General features: G+C 64.1%; 16 protein-coding genes. 6 read left to right on the top strand and 10 right to left on the bottom strand.

Annotated elements, in window-relative coordinates:
* Positions 1–544: IS110 family transposase (locus BG60_RS35170; protein WP_034474491.1), on the top strand; the 544-nt coding region annotated here is incomplete at its 5' end.
* A 144-nt stretch (positions 545–688) separates the two neighbouring features.
* Here BG60_RS35170 and BG60_RS35165 read toward each other — a convergent pair.
* The 10 genes from BG60_RS35165 to flgB all read right to left on the bottom strand — a co-directional run bounded on the left by BG60_RS35165 (position 689) and on the right by flgB (position 9,291).
* Positions 689–1,441, bottom strand: a complete 753-nt coding sequence (locus tag BG60_RS35165) for a flagellar brake protein (protein ID WP_008352549.1) — start codon at positions 1,439–1,441, stop codon at positions 689–691.
* Positions 1,442–1,711: 270 nt separating this feature from the next.
* Positions 1,712–2,773 carry a flagellar assembly peptidoglycan hydrolase FlgJ gene (gene flgJ / locus BG60_RS35160; protein WP_051996850.1) on the bottom strand — a complete coding sequence of 354 codons (1,062 nt, stop codon included), beginning with the start codon at positions 2,771–2,773 and terminating at the stop codon, positions 1,712–1,714.
* A 15-nt stretch (positions 2,774–2,788) separates the two neighbouring features.
* Positions 2,789–3,916: a flagellar basal body P-ring protein FlgI gene (locus BG60_RS35155; protein WP_008352546.1), complete on the bottom strand. Its 1,128-nt coding sequence runs from the start codon at positions 3,914–3,916 to the stop codon at positions 2,789–2,791.
* A gap of 2 nt (positions 3,917–3,918) precedes the next feature.
* Positions 3,919–4,602 carry a flagellar basal body L-ring protein FlgH gene (locus BG60_RS35150; RefSeq protein WP_008352545.1) on the bottom strand — a complete coding sequence of 228 codons (684 nt, stop codon included), beginning with the start codon at positions 4,600–4,602 and terminating at the stop codon, positions 3,919–3,921.
* Positions 4,603–4,680: 78 nt separating this feature from the next.
* A complete protein-coding gene (gene flgG, locus BG60_RS35145) occupies positions 4,681–5,469 on the bottom strand; it encodes a flagellar basal-body rod protein FlgG (RefSeq protein ID WP_008352544.1) in 789 nt (262 codons plus the stop codon).
* A gap of 57 nt (positions 5,470–5,526) precedes the next feature.
* Positions 5,527–6,279, bottom strand: a complete 753-nt coding sequence (gene flgF, locus BG60_RS35140) for a flagellar basal-body rod protein FlgF (protein WP_008352543.1) — start codon at positions 6,277–6,279, stop codon at positions 5,527–5,529.
* Positions 6,280–6,328: 49 nt separating this feature from the next.
* The gene (flgE, locus tag BG60_RS35135; protein WP_008352542.1) at positions 6,329–7,576 is read right to left on the bottom strand and encodes a flagellar hook protein FlgE; all 1,248 of its coding nucleotides are present in this window, start codon (positions 7,574–7,576) and stop codon (positions 6,329–6,331) included.
* Between the two features lie 45 nt (positions 7,577–7,621).
* Positions 7,622–8,344: a flagellar hook assembly protein FlgD gene (locus BG60_RS35130; RefSeq protein WP_008352541.1), complete on the bottom strand. Its 723-nt coding sequence runs from the start codon at positions 8,342–8,344 to the stop codon at positions 7,622–7,624.
* Between the two features lie 23 nt (positions 8,345–8,367).
* Positions 8,368–8,793: a flagellar basal body rod protein FlgC gene (flgC, locus tag BG60_RS35125; protein ID WP_008352540.1), complete on the bottom strand. Its 426-nt coding sequence runs from the start codon at positions 8,791–8,793 to the stop codon at positions 8,368–8,370.
* Positions 8,794–8,811: 18 nt separating this feature from the next.
* Positions 8,812–9,291, bottom strand: a complete 480-nt coding sequence (gene flgB, locus BG60_RS35120; RefSeq protein WP_008352539.1) for a flagellar basal body rod protein FlgB — start codon at positions 9,289–9,291, stop codon at positions 8,812–8,814.
* Between the two features lie 240 nt (positions 9,292–9,531).
* On the opposite strand from flgB, the gene flgA reads away from it, so the two are divergent.
* The 5 genes from flgA to flhA all read left to right on the top strand — a co-directional run.
* Positions 9,532–10,818, top strand: coding sequence for a flagellar basal body P-ring formation chaperone FlgA (flgA, locus tag BG60_RS35115; protein WP_034474487.1), 1,287 nt, complete (start codon positions 9,532–9,534; stop codon positions 10,816–10,818).
* Positions 10,819–10,988: 170 nt separating this feature from the next.
* On the top strand, positions 10,989–11,330 hold the full coding sequence (gene flgM / locus BG60_RS35110) for a flagellar biosynthesis anti-sigma factor FlgM (protein WP_081851935.1): 342 nt from the start codon (positions 10,989–10,991) through the stop codon (positions 11,328–11,330).
* Positions 11,331–11,410: 80 nt separating this feature from the next.
* Positions 11,411–11,845, top strand: a complete 435-nt coding sequence (locus BG60_RS35105) for a flagella synthesis protein FlgN (protein ID WP_034474484.1) — start codon at positions 11,411–11,413, stop codon at positions 11,843–11,845.
* A gap of 219 nt (positions 11,846–12,064) precedes the next feature.
* Entirely contained in the window at positions 12,065–13,273 is a 1,209-nt protein-coding gene (gene flhB, locus BG60_RS35100; RefSeq protein WP_034474481.1) for a flagellar biosynthesis protein FlhB, read from the top strand.
* Positions 13,270–15,322, top strand: a 2,053-nt coding sequence (gene flhA, locus BG60_RS35095; protein ID WP_034474478.1) for a flagellar biosynthesis protein FlhA, incomplete at its 3' end; no start/stop codon positions are given. The genes flhB and flhA, both read left to right, overlap by 4 nt.

The following is a 15,322-nucleotide window of genomic DNA, read 5'->3' as shown; positions in this document are numbered from 1 at the left end:
CGCACAGCTCATCGAGATGCTCACCGCCGAGCAAAATCGCCGCAAACGCGCCCATAAATCCGCTTTGCCAAGCATCGATGAGTTCATTCGCTTCATCTCACAGCGCATCAAGGACGCCGATCGCGACATCGACGCCTTCCTGCACGCCAACGATCTCTGGCGCAAGACCGAGGCCGTGCTGCGCTCGGTGCCCGGCATCGGCAAAGGCGCCGCGGCCGTGCTCATTGCCTTTCTGCCCGAACTCGGAACCCTCAACGCCCGCGAAATCGCCTCGCTCGCCGGGCTCGCCCCGTTCAATTCCGATAGCGGCGCCCACTGCGGCCAGCGGCACGTCTCGGGCGGCCGCCCCATCGTGCGGCGCGCCCTCTACATGGCCTGCGTCGCCGCCCAGCGATCCAACGCGCACATCAAGGCGTTTTGCGACCGCCTGCGCGCCAGAGGCAAAAAGACCAAAGTCGCATTCGTCGCAGCAATGCGCAAGATGCTCACCCAGCTCAACGCCATGATGCGCGACGGCACAACTTGGAATCCCCCAAAACCATGATCCTTACCAACTCAACCCTTGACGCTCAATACAGTTGCTTTCTTTGCAGCAGCAAAGAAAGTGACTGCCGCCCCGCACAGGGGCAGTGCTAATAGACCGACACGAAAACGGGATCCGGCGAAAACGAAAGCAAAAGCAAAACCCCTACTTCGCCAAAGACCGTCGCTTCATCTCAAGCTGAGTGATCAGCCGCTGAAGAGTATTCTCCGCCGACCCCGGCATCGAAACAAACTTGAACCCGATGGTATATCGCCGATCCCCTTTCGCCGTCGTCGATTCCCGATGCGAAACCAGCATCATATCCACCGTCACACGTCCATTCGCGCTGAAATGCAGCTCGGCATCCTGAAACACGATGCCCATCTCCAGATCCGCGATGCGATCATCCGTCGTGCGCAGCGCCACGCCGCCCAGCGACAGATCATGCACCTCGAAGCGGAATCGCTCGCCATCCGGCAACGAACCCGTGCAGATGTAAGGATCGAGAACCGGCGTATCGACACGGAAATACTCGCGCCGCTGCATGTAGTACAGCACCGTCGGAAAATCGACTTCGAACGCCGGACGCCCGTCGAACATCGTTTCGCGCGCACCCGGCGTCGTGAACTCGACGCGCACGCCATCCGGCGCCGCACTGAAAATCAGCTTCTGCGACGCAAGCACGCCGCGATTCTGCTCGTCGAGACCGCCCCAGTCGAACGTGAAGCGATGCGCGGTCACATCGACGTCGAGCACGCGCGTGACGATCTGACCGTCGCCGTATTGCGCCGTCAGAAAGTCCCCGCGATTGGCGAGATTGCGCAGCGCCACGCCGATTTCCAGCGGATTACGCCTGCCGAAATCCACGATCGGCGCGATATCCTCGTCGGCAACGTCATGCTTTTGATTGGTGTTCATGGTGCTAGCCGTGTTCATTGTGCTCGCGCGCTGCCCGACCCCCGAACATCGCGCGACGATCCGAACCGAATAGGTCCGGCACTTCGATTATTCAGGTTAGCGGCATACCTCTTCAAAAGTTTAGGGTCGCCCGCCGAAAAATGTATGTGGTGCGCCGTCCCTACGGACGTAAAACGTTTGCTTCCCCGAAGCAATAAAGCGGCCGCATACATCGGCTGAATGCGCGGCGTGGCCCGCGCTTCAATATCGAACTACGCGGTCGAACGGGCGTCAGACGATCTGACGCATGATCGAGATGAGCTTCTTCGCGTACTGCGGATCGGTCGCGTAGCCCGCCTTCTGCATGCCGTGCGCGAAGCCCGCGACGTCGCGCGAAGCCTGAATCACCGGCGCATAACGCGGATTGTTCTTGATGACGCTCGCGTAATCGGTAAGCGCGTCCTCGTACGAATCGTAAGCGCGGAATTTCTCGACGACCTTCTGCGGACGGCCGTTGATGTATTCCGTCGTCACCGAGCTGACAGTCTTGCCGTTCCAGTCTTTCGTCGCCTTGACGCCGAAGATGTTGTGACTCGTCGCGCCGTTCGGATGCTTGATCTCGCGCTTGCCCCAGCCCGATTCGAGCGCCGCCTGACCGATGATGAAGCGCGCCGGAATGCCCGTCGCCGCGCTCGCGGCCTGCGCCGGCACGGCGAGCCGGTCGACGAACGCGTTCACCTTGTCAGACCCGTTGCCGCGCGCCGGCGCTTCCACCGAATCCGCCGCCGTGTAGCCCTTGCCGGCGAGCGACGCGTTGTTCCTGTTGCCCTGCGCCGCCGCGTAAGCCTTCGCCATCGCGTTCATCGCGGCGAGATTGCCCGCGTTCGCGTCGAGATCGCCGCCGCCGCCCGACATGCCGCCGAGCGTCTGCATCGCGTTCATCGTGCTCATCGTGTTCATGGCGCCGCCCTTGCCGTCCGCGCCGGTCTGCGCGCCCGAGTTGCGCATGAGCTGCTTGAGCATCATGTCCGCGACGCCGATGCCCTTCGACGACATCTGCTGCGACAATTGCTGATCGAGCATCGACGTGAAGGTCTTCGAATCGTTCGATTCGAACGGGCTGTCCGAAGGCGTCGCGTCGCGCATGCTCTTCAGCATCATCTGCGTGAAGACGGCGTCGAACTGCTTGGCCGCTTCCTTCAGGCCCTGCTGCGGGTTCGCGCCGGCCTGCGCGCGCAATGCGTCGAAGCCCTGCGTGTCGAGCGCGAAACGGTTCGAGAGATTCGAGAATCCGCTGCTCGTATCGGTCGATGCCAGCGCGGTGCCGGCGATGCCGTTCGTGTTCGAGTTCATAGGTTCTTATTCGTTTTAGATGATTTCGAGGTCTGCGCGCAGCGCGCCCGCGGCCTTCATCGACTGAAGGATCGAGATGAGATCGGCCGGCGTCGCGCCGAGCGCATTGAGCGCCTTCACGACATCCGCGAGATTCGCGCCCGCCGACAGCATCTTGAGCGCGCCGCTGTCCTGCTTCAGCTGAATCGACGATTCCTTCGCCGCAACCGTCTGGCCGTTCGAGAACGCGTTCGGCTGGCTCACCGCCGTCTTCGTGTTGATGACGACCGACAGATTCCCGTGCGCGACCGCGCAGTTCTGCAGCGTGACCATCTGATTCATCACGATGGAACCCGTGCGCGCGTTCAGGATCACCTTCGCGGCGGCCTGCGCCGGACGCACGTCGATGTTCTGCAGCTGCGCCATGAACGACACCTGCTCGCTCGGCTCCTGCGGCGCGCGCAACTGGATCGTGCGGCCGTCGAGCGCGAGCGCGGTGCCCATGCCGAACTGATTGTTCACGGCCGCGACGATGCGCTGCGTCGTGTCGAAATCCATTTCGCGCAGTTCCATCTGCATGACGCCGCCCTGCTGCTGCAACGCCGACGGCACCGCGCGTTCGACGATCGCGCCCGCCGAGATGCGGCCGACCGCGAGCTGGTTCACCTGCACCTTGCTGCCGTTCGCGCTCGCGCCCGCGCCGCCGACGACGAGATTGCCCTGCGCCATCGCGTACACCTGGCCATCGGCGCCTTTCAGCGGCGCCATCAGGAGCGTGCCGCCGCGCAGGCTCTTCGCGTTGCCGAGCGACGAAACCGTCACGTCGATCGCCTCGCCGGGACGCGCGAACGGCGGCAGCGTGGCCGTCACCATCACGGCGGCCACGTTCTTCAATTGCATGTTCGACGACGTCGACGGGTTCACCGTGATGCCGAGGTTGCCGAGCATGTTGGTGAGCGATTGCGTCGTGAACGGCGTCTGCATCGTCTGGTCGCCGGTGCCGTCGAGACCGACGACGAGACCGTAGCCGATCAGCGGATTGTCACGCACGCCCTGAAACTGCACGAGATCCTTGAGACGCTCGGCGTGCGCCTGATGCGCCGAACCGATGGCGACGAGCGCGGCTGCGAGCGAGAACGAAACGAAACGGAGAAACGGATTCATGATCAGAACGGCGCGACGTTGAGGAAGAAGCGCTGGAGCCAGCCCATGTTCTGCGCTTCGTCGATGTAACCCTTCGCCGAGTATTCGATCTTCGCGTCGGCGACCTGCGTGGAATAGACGGTGTTGCTACCCGAGATGGTCGTCGGGTTGACGACGCCCGAGAAGCGCACGTACTCGTTGCCCTGGTTGATGAGCATCTGCTTTTCGCCGCTCACCTGCAGGTTGCCGTTGGGCAAAACGTCCGTGACGGTCACGGTCAGCGTGCCGCTGAACGTGTTGGCCGCGCTCGCGCCGCCCGTCGCGGTGAACTTGTTCGCGCCGGTGGCCGAAAGGTTCGTGTTGTTGAAGAGGCCGCCGAAGAGGCCCGGCGTGGTCGGCACGGCGAACGACGCGTTGCCGCCGCGGTTGGTGTTCGCCGCCGACGACTTCGTCGCGTTGACGTTTTCCGAGATCACGATGGTCAGGATGTCGCCCACGTTGCGCGGACGCTGGTCTTCGAACAGCGGCCGGCCCGCGTAGCCCGCGTTGTAGATCGCGCCGGGCGAACGCGTGCCGACGGGCGGCTGCGGCGGACGCGCGGTCATCGGCTGCTGGATGATCGGCTCTTTCGGCACGAGGCCGCACGCGGCCAGCGATGCGATGAGCGCGCCGATCGACGCGCGCGAAAGAATGTGAGTGAGCGACATCGTGATAACTCTTCTGAAGCGGATTCAGGCATCAGTGTGACGCCATCGCCGCGATTCCCATCCGTCGAATAGAGGGGATTAAACCTGCATTTGCGAAAGCGTCTGCAACATCTGGTCGGACGTGGTCACGGCCTTGCTGTTGATTTCGTATGCGCGCTGGGTCTGGATCATGTTGACCAATTCCTGCACCACGTTGACGTTCGACGCTTCCACATAACCCTGTTGCAGCGAGCCCGCGCCGTTCAGTCCCGGCTGCGACACGTTCGGCGCGCCCGAGCTGCTCGTTTCCGAGAACAGGTTTTCGCCGCGCGCATCGAGGCCGGCCGGGTTGATGAAGGTCGCGAGCGTGACCTGGCCGACCGTCGTGCTGGTCGACGTGTTCGCGGTCGTCACCGACACCGTGCCGTCCGAACCGATGGTGATCCCCGTCGCGTTCTGCGGAATCGTGATCGCCGGATTCAGCTGATACCCGCTCGACGTGACGAGCTGGCCTTGTGAGTTCGTCTGGAACGAGCCGTCGCGGGTGTAGGCGGTCGAGCCGTCGGGCATCGTCACCTGGAAGAAGCCCTGGCCGTTGATCGCGACGTCCTTCGAATTGCCGGTCTGCTGCAGGTTGCCCTGCGTGTAGAGGCGCTCGGTCGCGACCTGTTGCACGCCGGTGCCGAGCTGCACGCCCGATGCGAGTTCGGTCTGCTGCGTCGAATTCGCGCCCGGCTGGCGCGTCGTCTGATACAGCAGATCCTCGAACACCGCGCGCGAGCCCTTGAAGCCGTTCGTGCTCACGTTGGCGAGGTTGTTCGAGATGGTGTCCATCTGCGCTTGCTGCGCATTCATGCCGGTCGCGGCGATGTAGAGAGAGCGATTCATCTTGTTTCGTATCCTGTGTAGCCGGCGTTTGCCGCGTGTTTGCAGCCTGTTTGCCGCTTAAGAGAAGTTGAGCAGCTTGTTGGCCGACTGTTCGTTCTGGTCCGCCGATTCCATCAGCTTCGTCTGCATCTGGAATTGCCGCGCGTTGGTGATCATCGAGACCATCGCGGCGACCGGATTCACGTTGCTGCCTTCGAGCGCGCCGCCGGCCACGACCACGTTCGGATCCGCGTCGGCGGGGTCGCCGCCGGCGGTGCGAAAGAGCCCGTCATCGCCGCGCGTGAGCGTCGCAGGATCGGGATTCACGAGCTTGAGCTGATCGACGACCGCGATCGCCGTCGGCGGGTCGCCGGGAATCAGCGCGGAGATCGTGCCGTCCTTGCCGATGGTGACTTCCGCGCCCGGCGGAATCGACAGCGGACCGCTGTTGCCCAGCACCGGCAGATTGTTCGCCGTGACGAGCTGGCCGTTCTGATCCACATGCAGATTGCCGGCGCGCGTGTAAGCCTCGCTGCCGTCGGCGGCCTGCACGGACAACCAGCCCTGTCCCTGAACGGCGACATCGAGCGGATTGCCCGTCTGCTGGATCGGGCCTGCCGAGTAGTCCGCGTTCGGCGTCGACGAAAGCACGAAAGTGCGCGTCGTGCCATCGGCGGACTGGTCTTCGAACGACATCGGCACCTGGCGGAACGCCGCGAGCTGCGCCTTGAAACCCGTGGTCGACGTGTTCGCGAGGTTGTTCGCCACGACGGCCTGCTGCTCGAGCGCCTGGCTCGCGCCGGTCATCGCGGTGTAGATCAGACGGTCCATGAATCGCTTTCCTTCTTCCTAATGCGTCAAATTAGCGTGCAGACGACGGTTACAGATTGATCAGCGTCTGATCGACGGTCTGCTGCGTCTTGATCGTCTGCGCGTTCGCCTGATAGTTGCGCTGCGCGGTGATCAGATTCACGAGCTCGCTCGTCAGGTCGACGTTGGAGTTCTCCACCGCGCCGCCCTGCAGCGTGCCGTGGTTGGTCGAGCCCGGCACGCCGACTTGCGGTGCGCCCGACGCCGAGGTCTGCGCGTAGACGTTGCCGCCGAGATCCTGCAGGCCGTTCTGGTTGTTGAAGTTGGCGATGGCGATCTGCCCGAGCGCTTTCGTTTGGCCGTTCGAGTAGTTGCCCGTCAGCGTGCCGTCGGTGCTGACCGTGAAGCCCGTCAGCTCGCCCGTGCTGTTGCCGTCCTGCGCGATGTTGGTCACGCCGTCTTTCGCGCCGTACTGCGTGGTGCCGTTGAGGTCGATCGTCAGCGCTTGCTGCGTCGCGCCGCCGTCCCCGCCGTTCGGAATCGAGAACGTGAACTTGCCGGTTGCCGCCGTCGCCGCGCCGCTCGAATCGGTCGTCGAGGTCAGCGTGCCCGACGAATTGAACGCCATCGTGCCGAGCGAAATCGGCGCGCTGACCGGGTCGCCGTAGGTCGCGTAGGCTTGCCACGTATTCGTCGTCGCGCTCTTCTGGAAGTACACGGACACTTTCTGCGTGCCGCCGAGCGAGTCGTATACATCGACGGACGTCGACTGGTTGAAGGTCGTCGAATCGGTCGGATCGAAGGCGCCGGTCGGCGCGGTGTCCTGCGAGTTCAGGTTGAACGCGGCCGTGATGTTCTTGGTCGCGGTCGGCGCGACGTTCGACGTCGGCACGGTCAGCGGCACGGTGCTCGCGCTGTTGACGACGCCGTCCGAGTTCGCGGCGTAACCCATCAGTTGCAGGCCCGCCGAGTTGACGATGCGGCCCTGGTTGTCGAGATGGAACACGCCGTTGCGCGAATACACGATCGAGCCGTTGTTCGACAACTGATAGAAACCGTTGCCGTTGATCGCGACATCGAGCGCCTGGTTGGTCGTCGTGATCGTGCCTTGCGAGAACTGCTGCTGCACTTCGGCGAGCTTCGTGCCGATGCCGATCTGGTTGTTCACGGCCGTGGCCATCGAATTCGCGTACATGTCGGCGAATTGCGCGGAGCCCTGCTTGAAGCCGACCGTGTTCGCGTTGGCGATGTTGTTGCCGATGACGTCGAGATCGCTCGATGCAGCGCCCAGACCGCTCAGTGCTTGTTGGTAACTCATTTGATGTTTCTCCGTAACGAGCCCGCGCCCGTCCTGAAATTGGATTTAGAGGATCGACGCGACGCCCGACAGCGCGACCGTGGAGCCGTTCGACAGCTTGAGGCCCGGCGCACCGCCGGACATCTGCACGACGCTTTGCACTTGCGAAGCCGACAGCGTCGTCGCGGTCGCCTGCTGGCCGTTGATCGTGCCTTGCGCGGTGATCGTGTACGTGCCGTCGGCGAGCGTGGCGCCCTTCGAATCGACCGGCGTCCAGCCCGTCACCGGCACGACGCCCGCGCCTTGCGCGCCGAGGTCGAGCGTGTTGACGATCTGGCCCGACGAGTTCTTCACGACGATCTGCAGGTCGCTCACGTCGTTGGCCAGTTGCACGCCGAAGCTCGACGACTTGCCGCTCGACACCGTCATGTTGTTGCCTGCGGCGAGCACGTTCGAGCCGATGAGCAGCGCCGCCTGCGTCTGCTGGCCGGCGGAAAGCTGAGTCGCGAGCGAGGACAGCGACGTGTTCAGCTGGCCGATGCCCGTCACCGTGTTGATCTGCGCGAGCTGCGAGGTCATCTGCGAGCTGTCGGCGGGATTCGTCGGATCCTGGTTCTTGAGCTGCGTCACGAGCAGCGTCAGGAATGTGTTCTGCAGATCCGACGCCGATTGCGCGCCGGTCGCCGAGGTCGACGACGTCGACGAGCTCGACGATGCGCCGTTCATGGTGTCGAGCAGCGTCTGCGACACCGTGGTGCCGTTGCTGCCGATGGTTGTGCTGGTCGTCACGTTGTGTTCCTTGAGTGTCTCTATCAGGTTCCGATGGTCAGGGTCTTGAGCATCAGTTGCTTGGCGGTGTTGAGCGTCTCGACGTTCGCCTGATAGGAACGCGACGCGGAAATCATGTTGACCATCTCCTGCACCGGATCGACGTTGGGCAGCGTCACATAGCCGTCCGCGTTCGCCGCCGGGTTGCTCGGGTCGTAGCTGGTCTTCATCGGGCTCGGATCGTCGACGACGCCCGTCACCTGCACGCCGCCGACCTGCTGGCCCGACGCGGTCTTCGCGCCGCCGAGCGGATCGACCGCGAACACGACCTGCTTGGCCTTGTACGGCTTGCCGTCGGGGCCGGTCGTGCTGTCCGCGTTCGCGAGGTTGGACGCGGTGACGTTCAGGCGCTGCGCCTGGGCTGACATCGCCGAGCCGGCGACGTTGAAGATGTTCATCAAGGAAGGCATGTGTTTCTCCTACTGCGCTCAACTGTTCGACGTAATCGCCGACAACATCGATTTGATTTGCGACGACAGCACCGTCATGCCCGCCTCGAAGTGCAGCGCGTTGTCCGCGAACTGCACGCGTTCCGAGTCGAGATCGACCGTGTTGCCGTCGAGCGACGGCTGGCTCGGCACGCGATAGGCGAGCTTGCCGTAGTCGTCGCTCGGGCCGCCCGACGCGGACAGCGTCGACGTGCCGCTCATGTGGCCCTTGGCCGTCGTCGCCATGCCGCCGCTCGTGCTGACGCGGACGGGTTGCGCCATCTTCAGCGTCGAGCCGTTCGATGCGCTGCCGCCCTGCTTGAGCGCGCCCGCGAGCGCGCTCGAAAAGTCGACGTCGCGCGCCTTGTAGCCGGGGGTGTCGGCGTTGGCGATATTCGACGACAGCAATTCCTGCCGATACGCGCGCACGTCGAGCGCCTCGCGGCCAAATGCGAATTCCTTGTCGAGTCTGTCAAGCATTGCGGTTTCTCCTGTCGGCAGCGCCGGGGCCTTTTTGCATGACACGCATCTTAGGAGCGGCGCGCAATAACTAATCCGACGAATAACCGGGAAACGGGGCCTCTATTCGACGCTTGCGTTATCCGGCCGATATCTAGAATTCGTCTCGTTGCCGATTGCGGGTCTTTTTCCCGCCGCAAACGGATCAATGCAGTCGCCGCATCGTTTGCGGCCCGATCGAATCAGGTACGGAGAAAGTCGATGAGCAGGTCCGCGAAACGTGCATCGAACCCTACGGCTCGCGCCGCAGCGACGTTCGCGCGCCGCACGCTGCGCGGTCTGGCCGGCGTGTCTCTATGGATGGGCGTGGCTGCGCTCGCACAGGCGCAGCAGGCCGACGGCCCGATCGTCATTCCGGGCAACGCCGAAACCAATCCGGCCGCCGCCGCCGACATGGCCCAAAAGCTGACGGCACGCGCCGCGACGCCCGTTGCCGCGGCGCCCGCGCCTGAAACAACGCGTCCGGGCCCGAGCGGCTATCGCGCCGCGACCAAAGCCGCCGACGCCGCGATGCGCAACGCCGCGCTCGAACTCGACGCCCGCGCCGACGCCGCCGACGATTCGATGAACAGCGCGATGAACGACGCGAGCGGCATGATCGTGATTCCCGGACCGGGCGAAGCGAAGCCTGCGCGCGCGGTTGCGGTTGCGGCGCCTGCGCTTCAGAAAGCGCCGGCCGCATCCGCTTCGCGCGAGGTGATGCCCGTCGTCGTGACGCGCGACGATGGCGTCGTCCGCGGCGCGAGCGTCAAGCCCGTCGCGGCCAGCCCCGCGACGCCCGTCGCCGCCACCGCTTCGCCGATGAAGCGCGTGAGCTTCAATCCGTCGGCGGCAGCAGCAACGCCGGCCGCAGCGGCAGCCGCCACCATGCAAGACGGCGAATCGATCCGCCTCACCGCGCTCAACTTTCTTCAGCAGCAGGCCGCCGGCTTGCCGGGCAAGGTCGACATCACCGTGACGCCGGTCTTTCCGCGCGGTCTCGCGGCGTGCTCGGCGCTCGATCCGTTCATGCCGACGGGCGCGCGCCTCTGGGGTCGACTGACGGTCGGCGTGCGCTGCGTCGGCGAGCGTCCGTGGACGCTTTACGTGCAGGCGCGCGTATCGATCAACGCCACTTACTACACCGCCGCGCGCGCAATCGCGCCGGGCGAAGTGCTGAACAACGCCGATCTCGTCGCCCGCGACGGCGATCTCACCGTGATGCCGCAGGCCATCGTCACCGATCCGGCTCAGGCCGTCGGCGCAGTCGCACTGTCGCGCGTGCCGGCCGGCCTGCCGCTGCGCACCGACATGCTGCGCGCGTCGACGTCGGTGTCGATCGGCCAGACCGTGCACGTCGTCGCCGGCGGCTCCGGATTCTCGATTTCCGCCGACGGCACCGTGATGAACAACGCGGCGCCCGGCCAGCAAGTACGCGTCAAAACCGCCGGTGGCCAGATCATCACCGGCATCGTGAAGGACAGTCAGACGGTGGAAGTGGCCCTGTAAAACGGGATGTGTTCGGTCCCCCACACTTGTTTCATTTTGTTGCAAATGCGCTCGATGCCCGCCAAATAAGGCTCAGAGCGCGATAGGCAGAGCGAACGGCAGTTGGCAGTCCGGCGTCAGGGTAAAGTTTTCAAGACCCGTCGCCGTTAAAGGACTCAACACGTTCGGGAATGGAAATCGTGAAGATCGAATCGAATAGCAACACCAATCTGGCTGGCCTTCAAGACAATCTGCCGCGCGCGTCGCAAAACGACGCGAAAGGTGCCGCGGGCACCGTGCAGCAATCGCAAGCGGGCGCGAGCCCGGCGAAGAATTCGACGGTGAGTCTGTCGTCGGTTTCGAGCGACTTGCGCGCATCGAGCGGCTCGGACATCGACACGGCGAAAGTCGAGTCGATCAAGGCCGCAATCCGCGACGGCAGCCTGAAGATGGACACCAGCAAGATCGCCGACGGCATTTTGAGCACCGCTCGCGACCTGCTGCAAACGAGAACCCCGCCGACCGGCGGCTGAACGCTTCCGTAGCGCCTTGCGCGTGACGGCGAGCGTTGGCGACACCGGGCGGCTTTTCAAACCGCTTTTCGAGCGATGCAATGAGAGACGCCCTGCTTGCCACTGTCACCGAAGAAGTCGCCGCTGTTCTGGCCTTCGAATCCCTCCTCGAGGTCGAGGAAAAAGCGCTGATCGCCGCGCAGCCGCTTCCGGCGCTGCCGACGATCATCGAGAACAAGACCGCGCTCACCGAACGCATCTCCGCTCTCGAAAAGGCGCGCGACGAACAATTGAACGCGCTCGGTTTTCCCGGCGGCTTCGTCGGCATGGAAGCGGCCGCTGCGGGCGACAGCAAGATCGCCGAGCAATGGGCGCTGCTCACCGCCGCGGCCCGCCGCGCGAAACAGGGCAACAACAACAACGGCGTGCTGATCCGCACCCGCATGGAATACAACCGCAAGGCGCTCGCCGCGATGCAGGTCGCTCCGTCGAAGGGCGGCTTCTACGGTCCGGACGGCCGCGTGCCCGGCGCCTGATCGCCTGTCATTGCCGTTTCTCGCCTCTCGAACGGCGCGCGCTTCTCGCGAGGCGCGCGCCGCTTTTGTTTCCCGCGCTTTCATCGGCCGAATAACCCCCTTTTCCCCGGCTTTATCCGCCGATGGCTGCTCGACGCCTTCCGCAATAATCGCTTTCATCAAAAAGCGGCTTCGTGCCGCTCGCATGTGAAACCGATGGAAGCGATGGAGTAAGGCCCGGTGGCAGAAGAAAGCGATCTCGAAAAAACCGAATCAGCGACTCCCAAGCGCCTGGAAAAGGCGCGGGAGGACGGTCAGGTTGCGCGTTCGCGCGAGCTCGCGTCGTTCGCGCTGCTGGCGGCGGGTTTTTTCGGCGTGTGGGCGTTGTCGGGGCCGATCAACCAGCATTTGCAGACGATTCTTCGCGGCGCGTTCACGTTCGATCACGCGACGGTGCTGGACACGCACCAGATGATGATCGGCGCGGCGAACGCGGGCCGGGAAGGTCTCTTCGCCGTTTTGCCCGTGCTGCTGCTGACCGGATTCGCCGCGCTCGTCGCGCCGATGGCTCTCGGCGGCTGGCTCATCACGACGAAACCGCTCGCGCCGAACTTCGGGCGTCTGAATCCGATCAGCGGTCTCGGCAAGATTTTCTCGATGCAAGGCCCGGTGCAGCTCGGCATGTCGCTCTTGAAGACGGCGGTGGTCGGCGGCATGGCGGGCTGGGCGATGTGGAGCCGCAAGGCCGAAGTGCTCGGCCTTTTGACGAAGCCGCTCGATCTCGCGCTCGCCGACGCGATGCACATGATCTTCGTGTGCTGCGCGATGGCGATCGGCGGACTGTTTCTCGTCGCGGCCGTCGACGTGCCGTATCAGCTTTACTCGCACGCGAAGAAGCTGCGCATGAGCAAGGAAGAAGTGAAGCGCGAGCACAAGGAAAACGAAGGCGATCCGCACATCAAGGGCAAGATCCGCCAGCAGCAGCGCGCGGCCGCGCGTCGCCGGATGATGCAGGCGATTCCGACCGCCGATGTCATCGTCACGAACCCGACGCACTTCGCCGTCGCGCTGAAGTACGCCGACGGCGAGATGCGCGCGCCGAAGGTGGTCGCGAAGGGCGTGAATCTGGTCGCGGCGCGCATCCGCGAACTGGGCCGCGAGCACAACGTGCCGCTGCTCGAAGCGCCGCCGCTCGCGCGTGCGCTGTATCACAACGTCGAGATCAACCGCGAGATTCCGGGCGCGTTGTACGGCGCGGTCGCGCAAGTGCTGGCGTGGGTCTACCAGCTCAAGCGCTACAAGGAAGATGGCGGCATCAAGCCGGACGAACCGTCCGATCTCGAGGTGCCGAAGGACCTGGACAAAGGCGGCGTTTCCGACGCCGACGCCGATCAGGAAGCTGCCGAAGCCCTGGCTGGCGACAACACTGACAATGGAGCCGCAGCATGAACGCGCGCGCTGGATTTTTCGCCAAACGGCCCGACGCGCTGGGCGCGCAGAACCTTCGCGCCTTAGCCGGCCCGATCCTGATCTGCATGATCTTGGGCATGATGATTCTGCCCTTGCCGGCGTTCCTGCTGGATCTGTTGTTCACCTTCAACATCGCGCTGTCGGTGATGGTGCTGCTCGTCAGCATGTACACGCAAAAGCCGCTCGATTTCGCGGCGTTCCCGAGCGTGCTGCTGTTCTCGACGCTGCTGCGCCTGTCGCTGAACGTCGCGTCGACGCGTATCGTGCTGCTCGAGGGTCACACCGGCCCGGACGCGGCCGGTCAGGTGATCGAATCGTTCGGGCACTTTCTCGTCGGCGGGAATTTCGCGGTCGGTATCGTCGTGTTCGTGATTCTGATGATCATCAACTTCATGGTGATCACGAAGGGCGCGGGACGTATCGCCGAAGTCGGCGCGCGCTTCACGCTCGATGCGATGCCCGGCAAGCAGATGGCCATCGACGCCGATCTGAACGCCGGTCTCATCAACGAGGAAACGGCGAAGAAGCGCCGTCAGGCGGTCGCGCAGGAAGCCGAGTTCTACGGTTCGATGGACGGTGCGTCGAAGTTCGTGCGCGGCGACGCGATCGCGGGCTTGCTCATCATGGTCATCAACGTGGTGGGCGGGCTGATCGTCGGCATGCTCCAGCACGACATGGACTTCGGGCACGCGGCGACCAACTACACGCTGCTCACGATCGGCGACGGCCTCGTCGCGCAGATTCCGTCGCTCATCATCTCGACGGCGGCGGGCGTGATCGTGTCGCGCGTCGCGACCGAGGAAGACATCGGCACGCAGCTGACCGGCCAGTTGTTCCAGAACCCGCGCGTCTTGATGATTACAGGCGTGATCATCGGCGTGATGGGCCTGATTCCGGGCATGCCGCACTTCGCGTTCATGCTGCTCGGCGGCGGCCTCATCTACGCCGCGCGCACGATGAACAAGCGCGCCGAAGCGAAGAAGAAAAGCGCCGTCACCGATGTCACGCCGCTCCAGGCGAGCGCGGCTGCGGCTTCCGCCGAAAATGCCGAGGCCAGTTGGGAGGACGTGTCGCTCATCGATCCGCTCGGGCTCGAGGTGGGTTATCGCCTGATTCCGCTCGTCGATCGCAACAGCGACGGCGAATTGCTCAAGCGGATCAAGGGCATCCGCAAGAAATTCGCGCAGGAAATCGGCTTTTTGCCGCCGGTCATCCATATTCGCGACAATCTCGAACTGCGGCCGAACGGTTATCGCATTGCGCTGAAGGGCGTGGAAGTGGGCGTCGGCGAAGCGTTTCCGGGTCAGTGGCTCGCGATCAATCCGGGACAGGTCTCGGCCGCGCTGCCGGGCGCGCAGACGCAGGATCCGGCGTTCGGTCTGCCGGCGGTGTGGATCGATACGAATCTGCGCGAACAGGCTCAGGTCTACGGCTACACGGTCGTCGATGCGAGCACGGTGGTCGCGACGCATTTGAATCACCTCGTCGTGACGCATGCTGCCGAATTGCTCGGCCGTCAGGAAGTGCAGGCGCTGCTGGAGCGCATCGGCAAGGACACGCCTTCGCTGACGGAAGATCTCGTGCCGAAGGTCATTTCGCTTACGACGCTGCAGAAGGTGTTGCAGAACCTGCTGGACGAAAGCGTGCCGATCCGCGACATGCGTACGATTCTCGACGCGTTGCAGGAACACGCGCCGCGTGTTTCGGATGCACACGATCTCACGGCGGCGGTACGTCTCGCGCTGGGCCGCGCGATCACGCAGCAGTGGTATCCGGGCAACGACGATCTGCAGGTGATGGGCCTCGATCCGACGCTGGAGCGCGTGCTGTCGCAGGCATTGTCGACGGGTCCGAATCCGGGACTGGAACCGGGACTCGCGCAGACGCTGATGAACTCGACGCAAAACGCGATCATGCGTCAGCAGAACCTGGGCTTGCCGCCGGTGCTGCTCGTGCAGCATTCGCTGCGCGCGATGCTGGCGCGGTTCCTGCGCCGGAGCTTGCCGCAGTTGAAGGTGATCTCGTATG

This window comes from Caballeronia zhejiangensis, assembly GCF_000698575.1.
Taxonomy (GTDB): Bacteria; Pseudomonadota; Gammaproteobacteria; order Burkholderiales; family Burkholderiaceae; genus Caballeronia; species Caballeronia zhejiangensis.
This window is presented reverse-complemented; position numbering and strand designations above follow the sequence as displayed.

What these genes read in the sequence shown, in the direction of transcription:
- flgF (WP_008352543.1), bottom strand. Translation starts at nt 6,279, where the DNA reads ATGGACCGTCTGATCTACACCGCGATGACCGGCGCGAGCCAGGCGCTC.
- flgJ (WP_051996850.1), bottom strand. Translation starts at nt 2,773, where the DNA reads ATGAACTCGAACACGAACGGCATCGCCGGCACCGCGCTGGCATCGACC.
- BG60_RS35150 (WP_008352545.1), bottom strand. Translation starts at nt 4,602, where the DNA reads ATGTCGCTCACTCACATTCTTTCGCGCGCGTCGATCGGCGCGCTCATC.
- BG60_RS35155 (WP_008352546.1), bottom strand. Translation starts at nt 3,916, where the DNA reads ATGAATCCGTTTCTCCGTTTCGTTTCGTTCTCGCTCGCAGCCGCGCTC.
- flgE (WP_008352542.1), bottom strand. Translation starts at nt 7,576, where the DNA reads ATGAGTTACCAACAAGCACTGAGCGGTCTGGGCGCTGCATCGAGCGAT.
- flgB (WP_008352539.1), bottom strand. Translation starts at nt 9,291, where the DNA reads ATGCTTGACAGACTCGACAAGGAATTCGCATTTGGCCGCGAGGCGCTC.
- flgM (WP_081851935.1), top strand. Translation starts at nt 10,989, where the DNA reads ATGGAAATCGTGAAGATCGAATCGAATAGCAACACCAATCTGGCTGGC.
- BG60_RS35165 (WP_008352549.1), bottom strand. Translation starts at nt 1,441, where the DNA reads ATGAACACCAATCAAAAGCATGACGTTGCCGACGAGGATATCGCGCCG.
- flgG (WP_008352544.1), bottom strand. Translation starts at nt 5,469, where the DNA reads ATGAATCGCTCTCTCTACATCGCCGCGACCGGCATGAATGCGCAGCAA.
- flgA (WP_034474487.1), top strand. Translation starts at nt 9,532, where the DNA reads ATGAGCAGGTCCGCGAAACGTGCATCGAACCCTACGGCTCGCGCCGCA.
- BG60_RS35105 (WP_034474484.1), top strand. Translation starts at nt 11,411, where the DNA reads ATGAGAGACGCCCTGCTTGCCACTGTCACCGAAGAAGTCGCCGCTGTT.
- flgC (WP_008352540.1), bottom strand. Translation starts at nt 8,793, where the DNA reads ATGCCTTCCTTGATGAACATCTTCAACGTCGCCGGCTCGGCGATGTCA.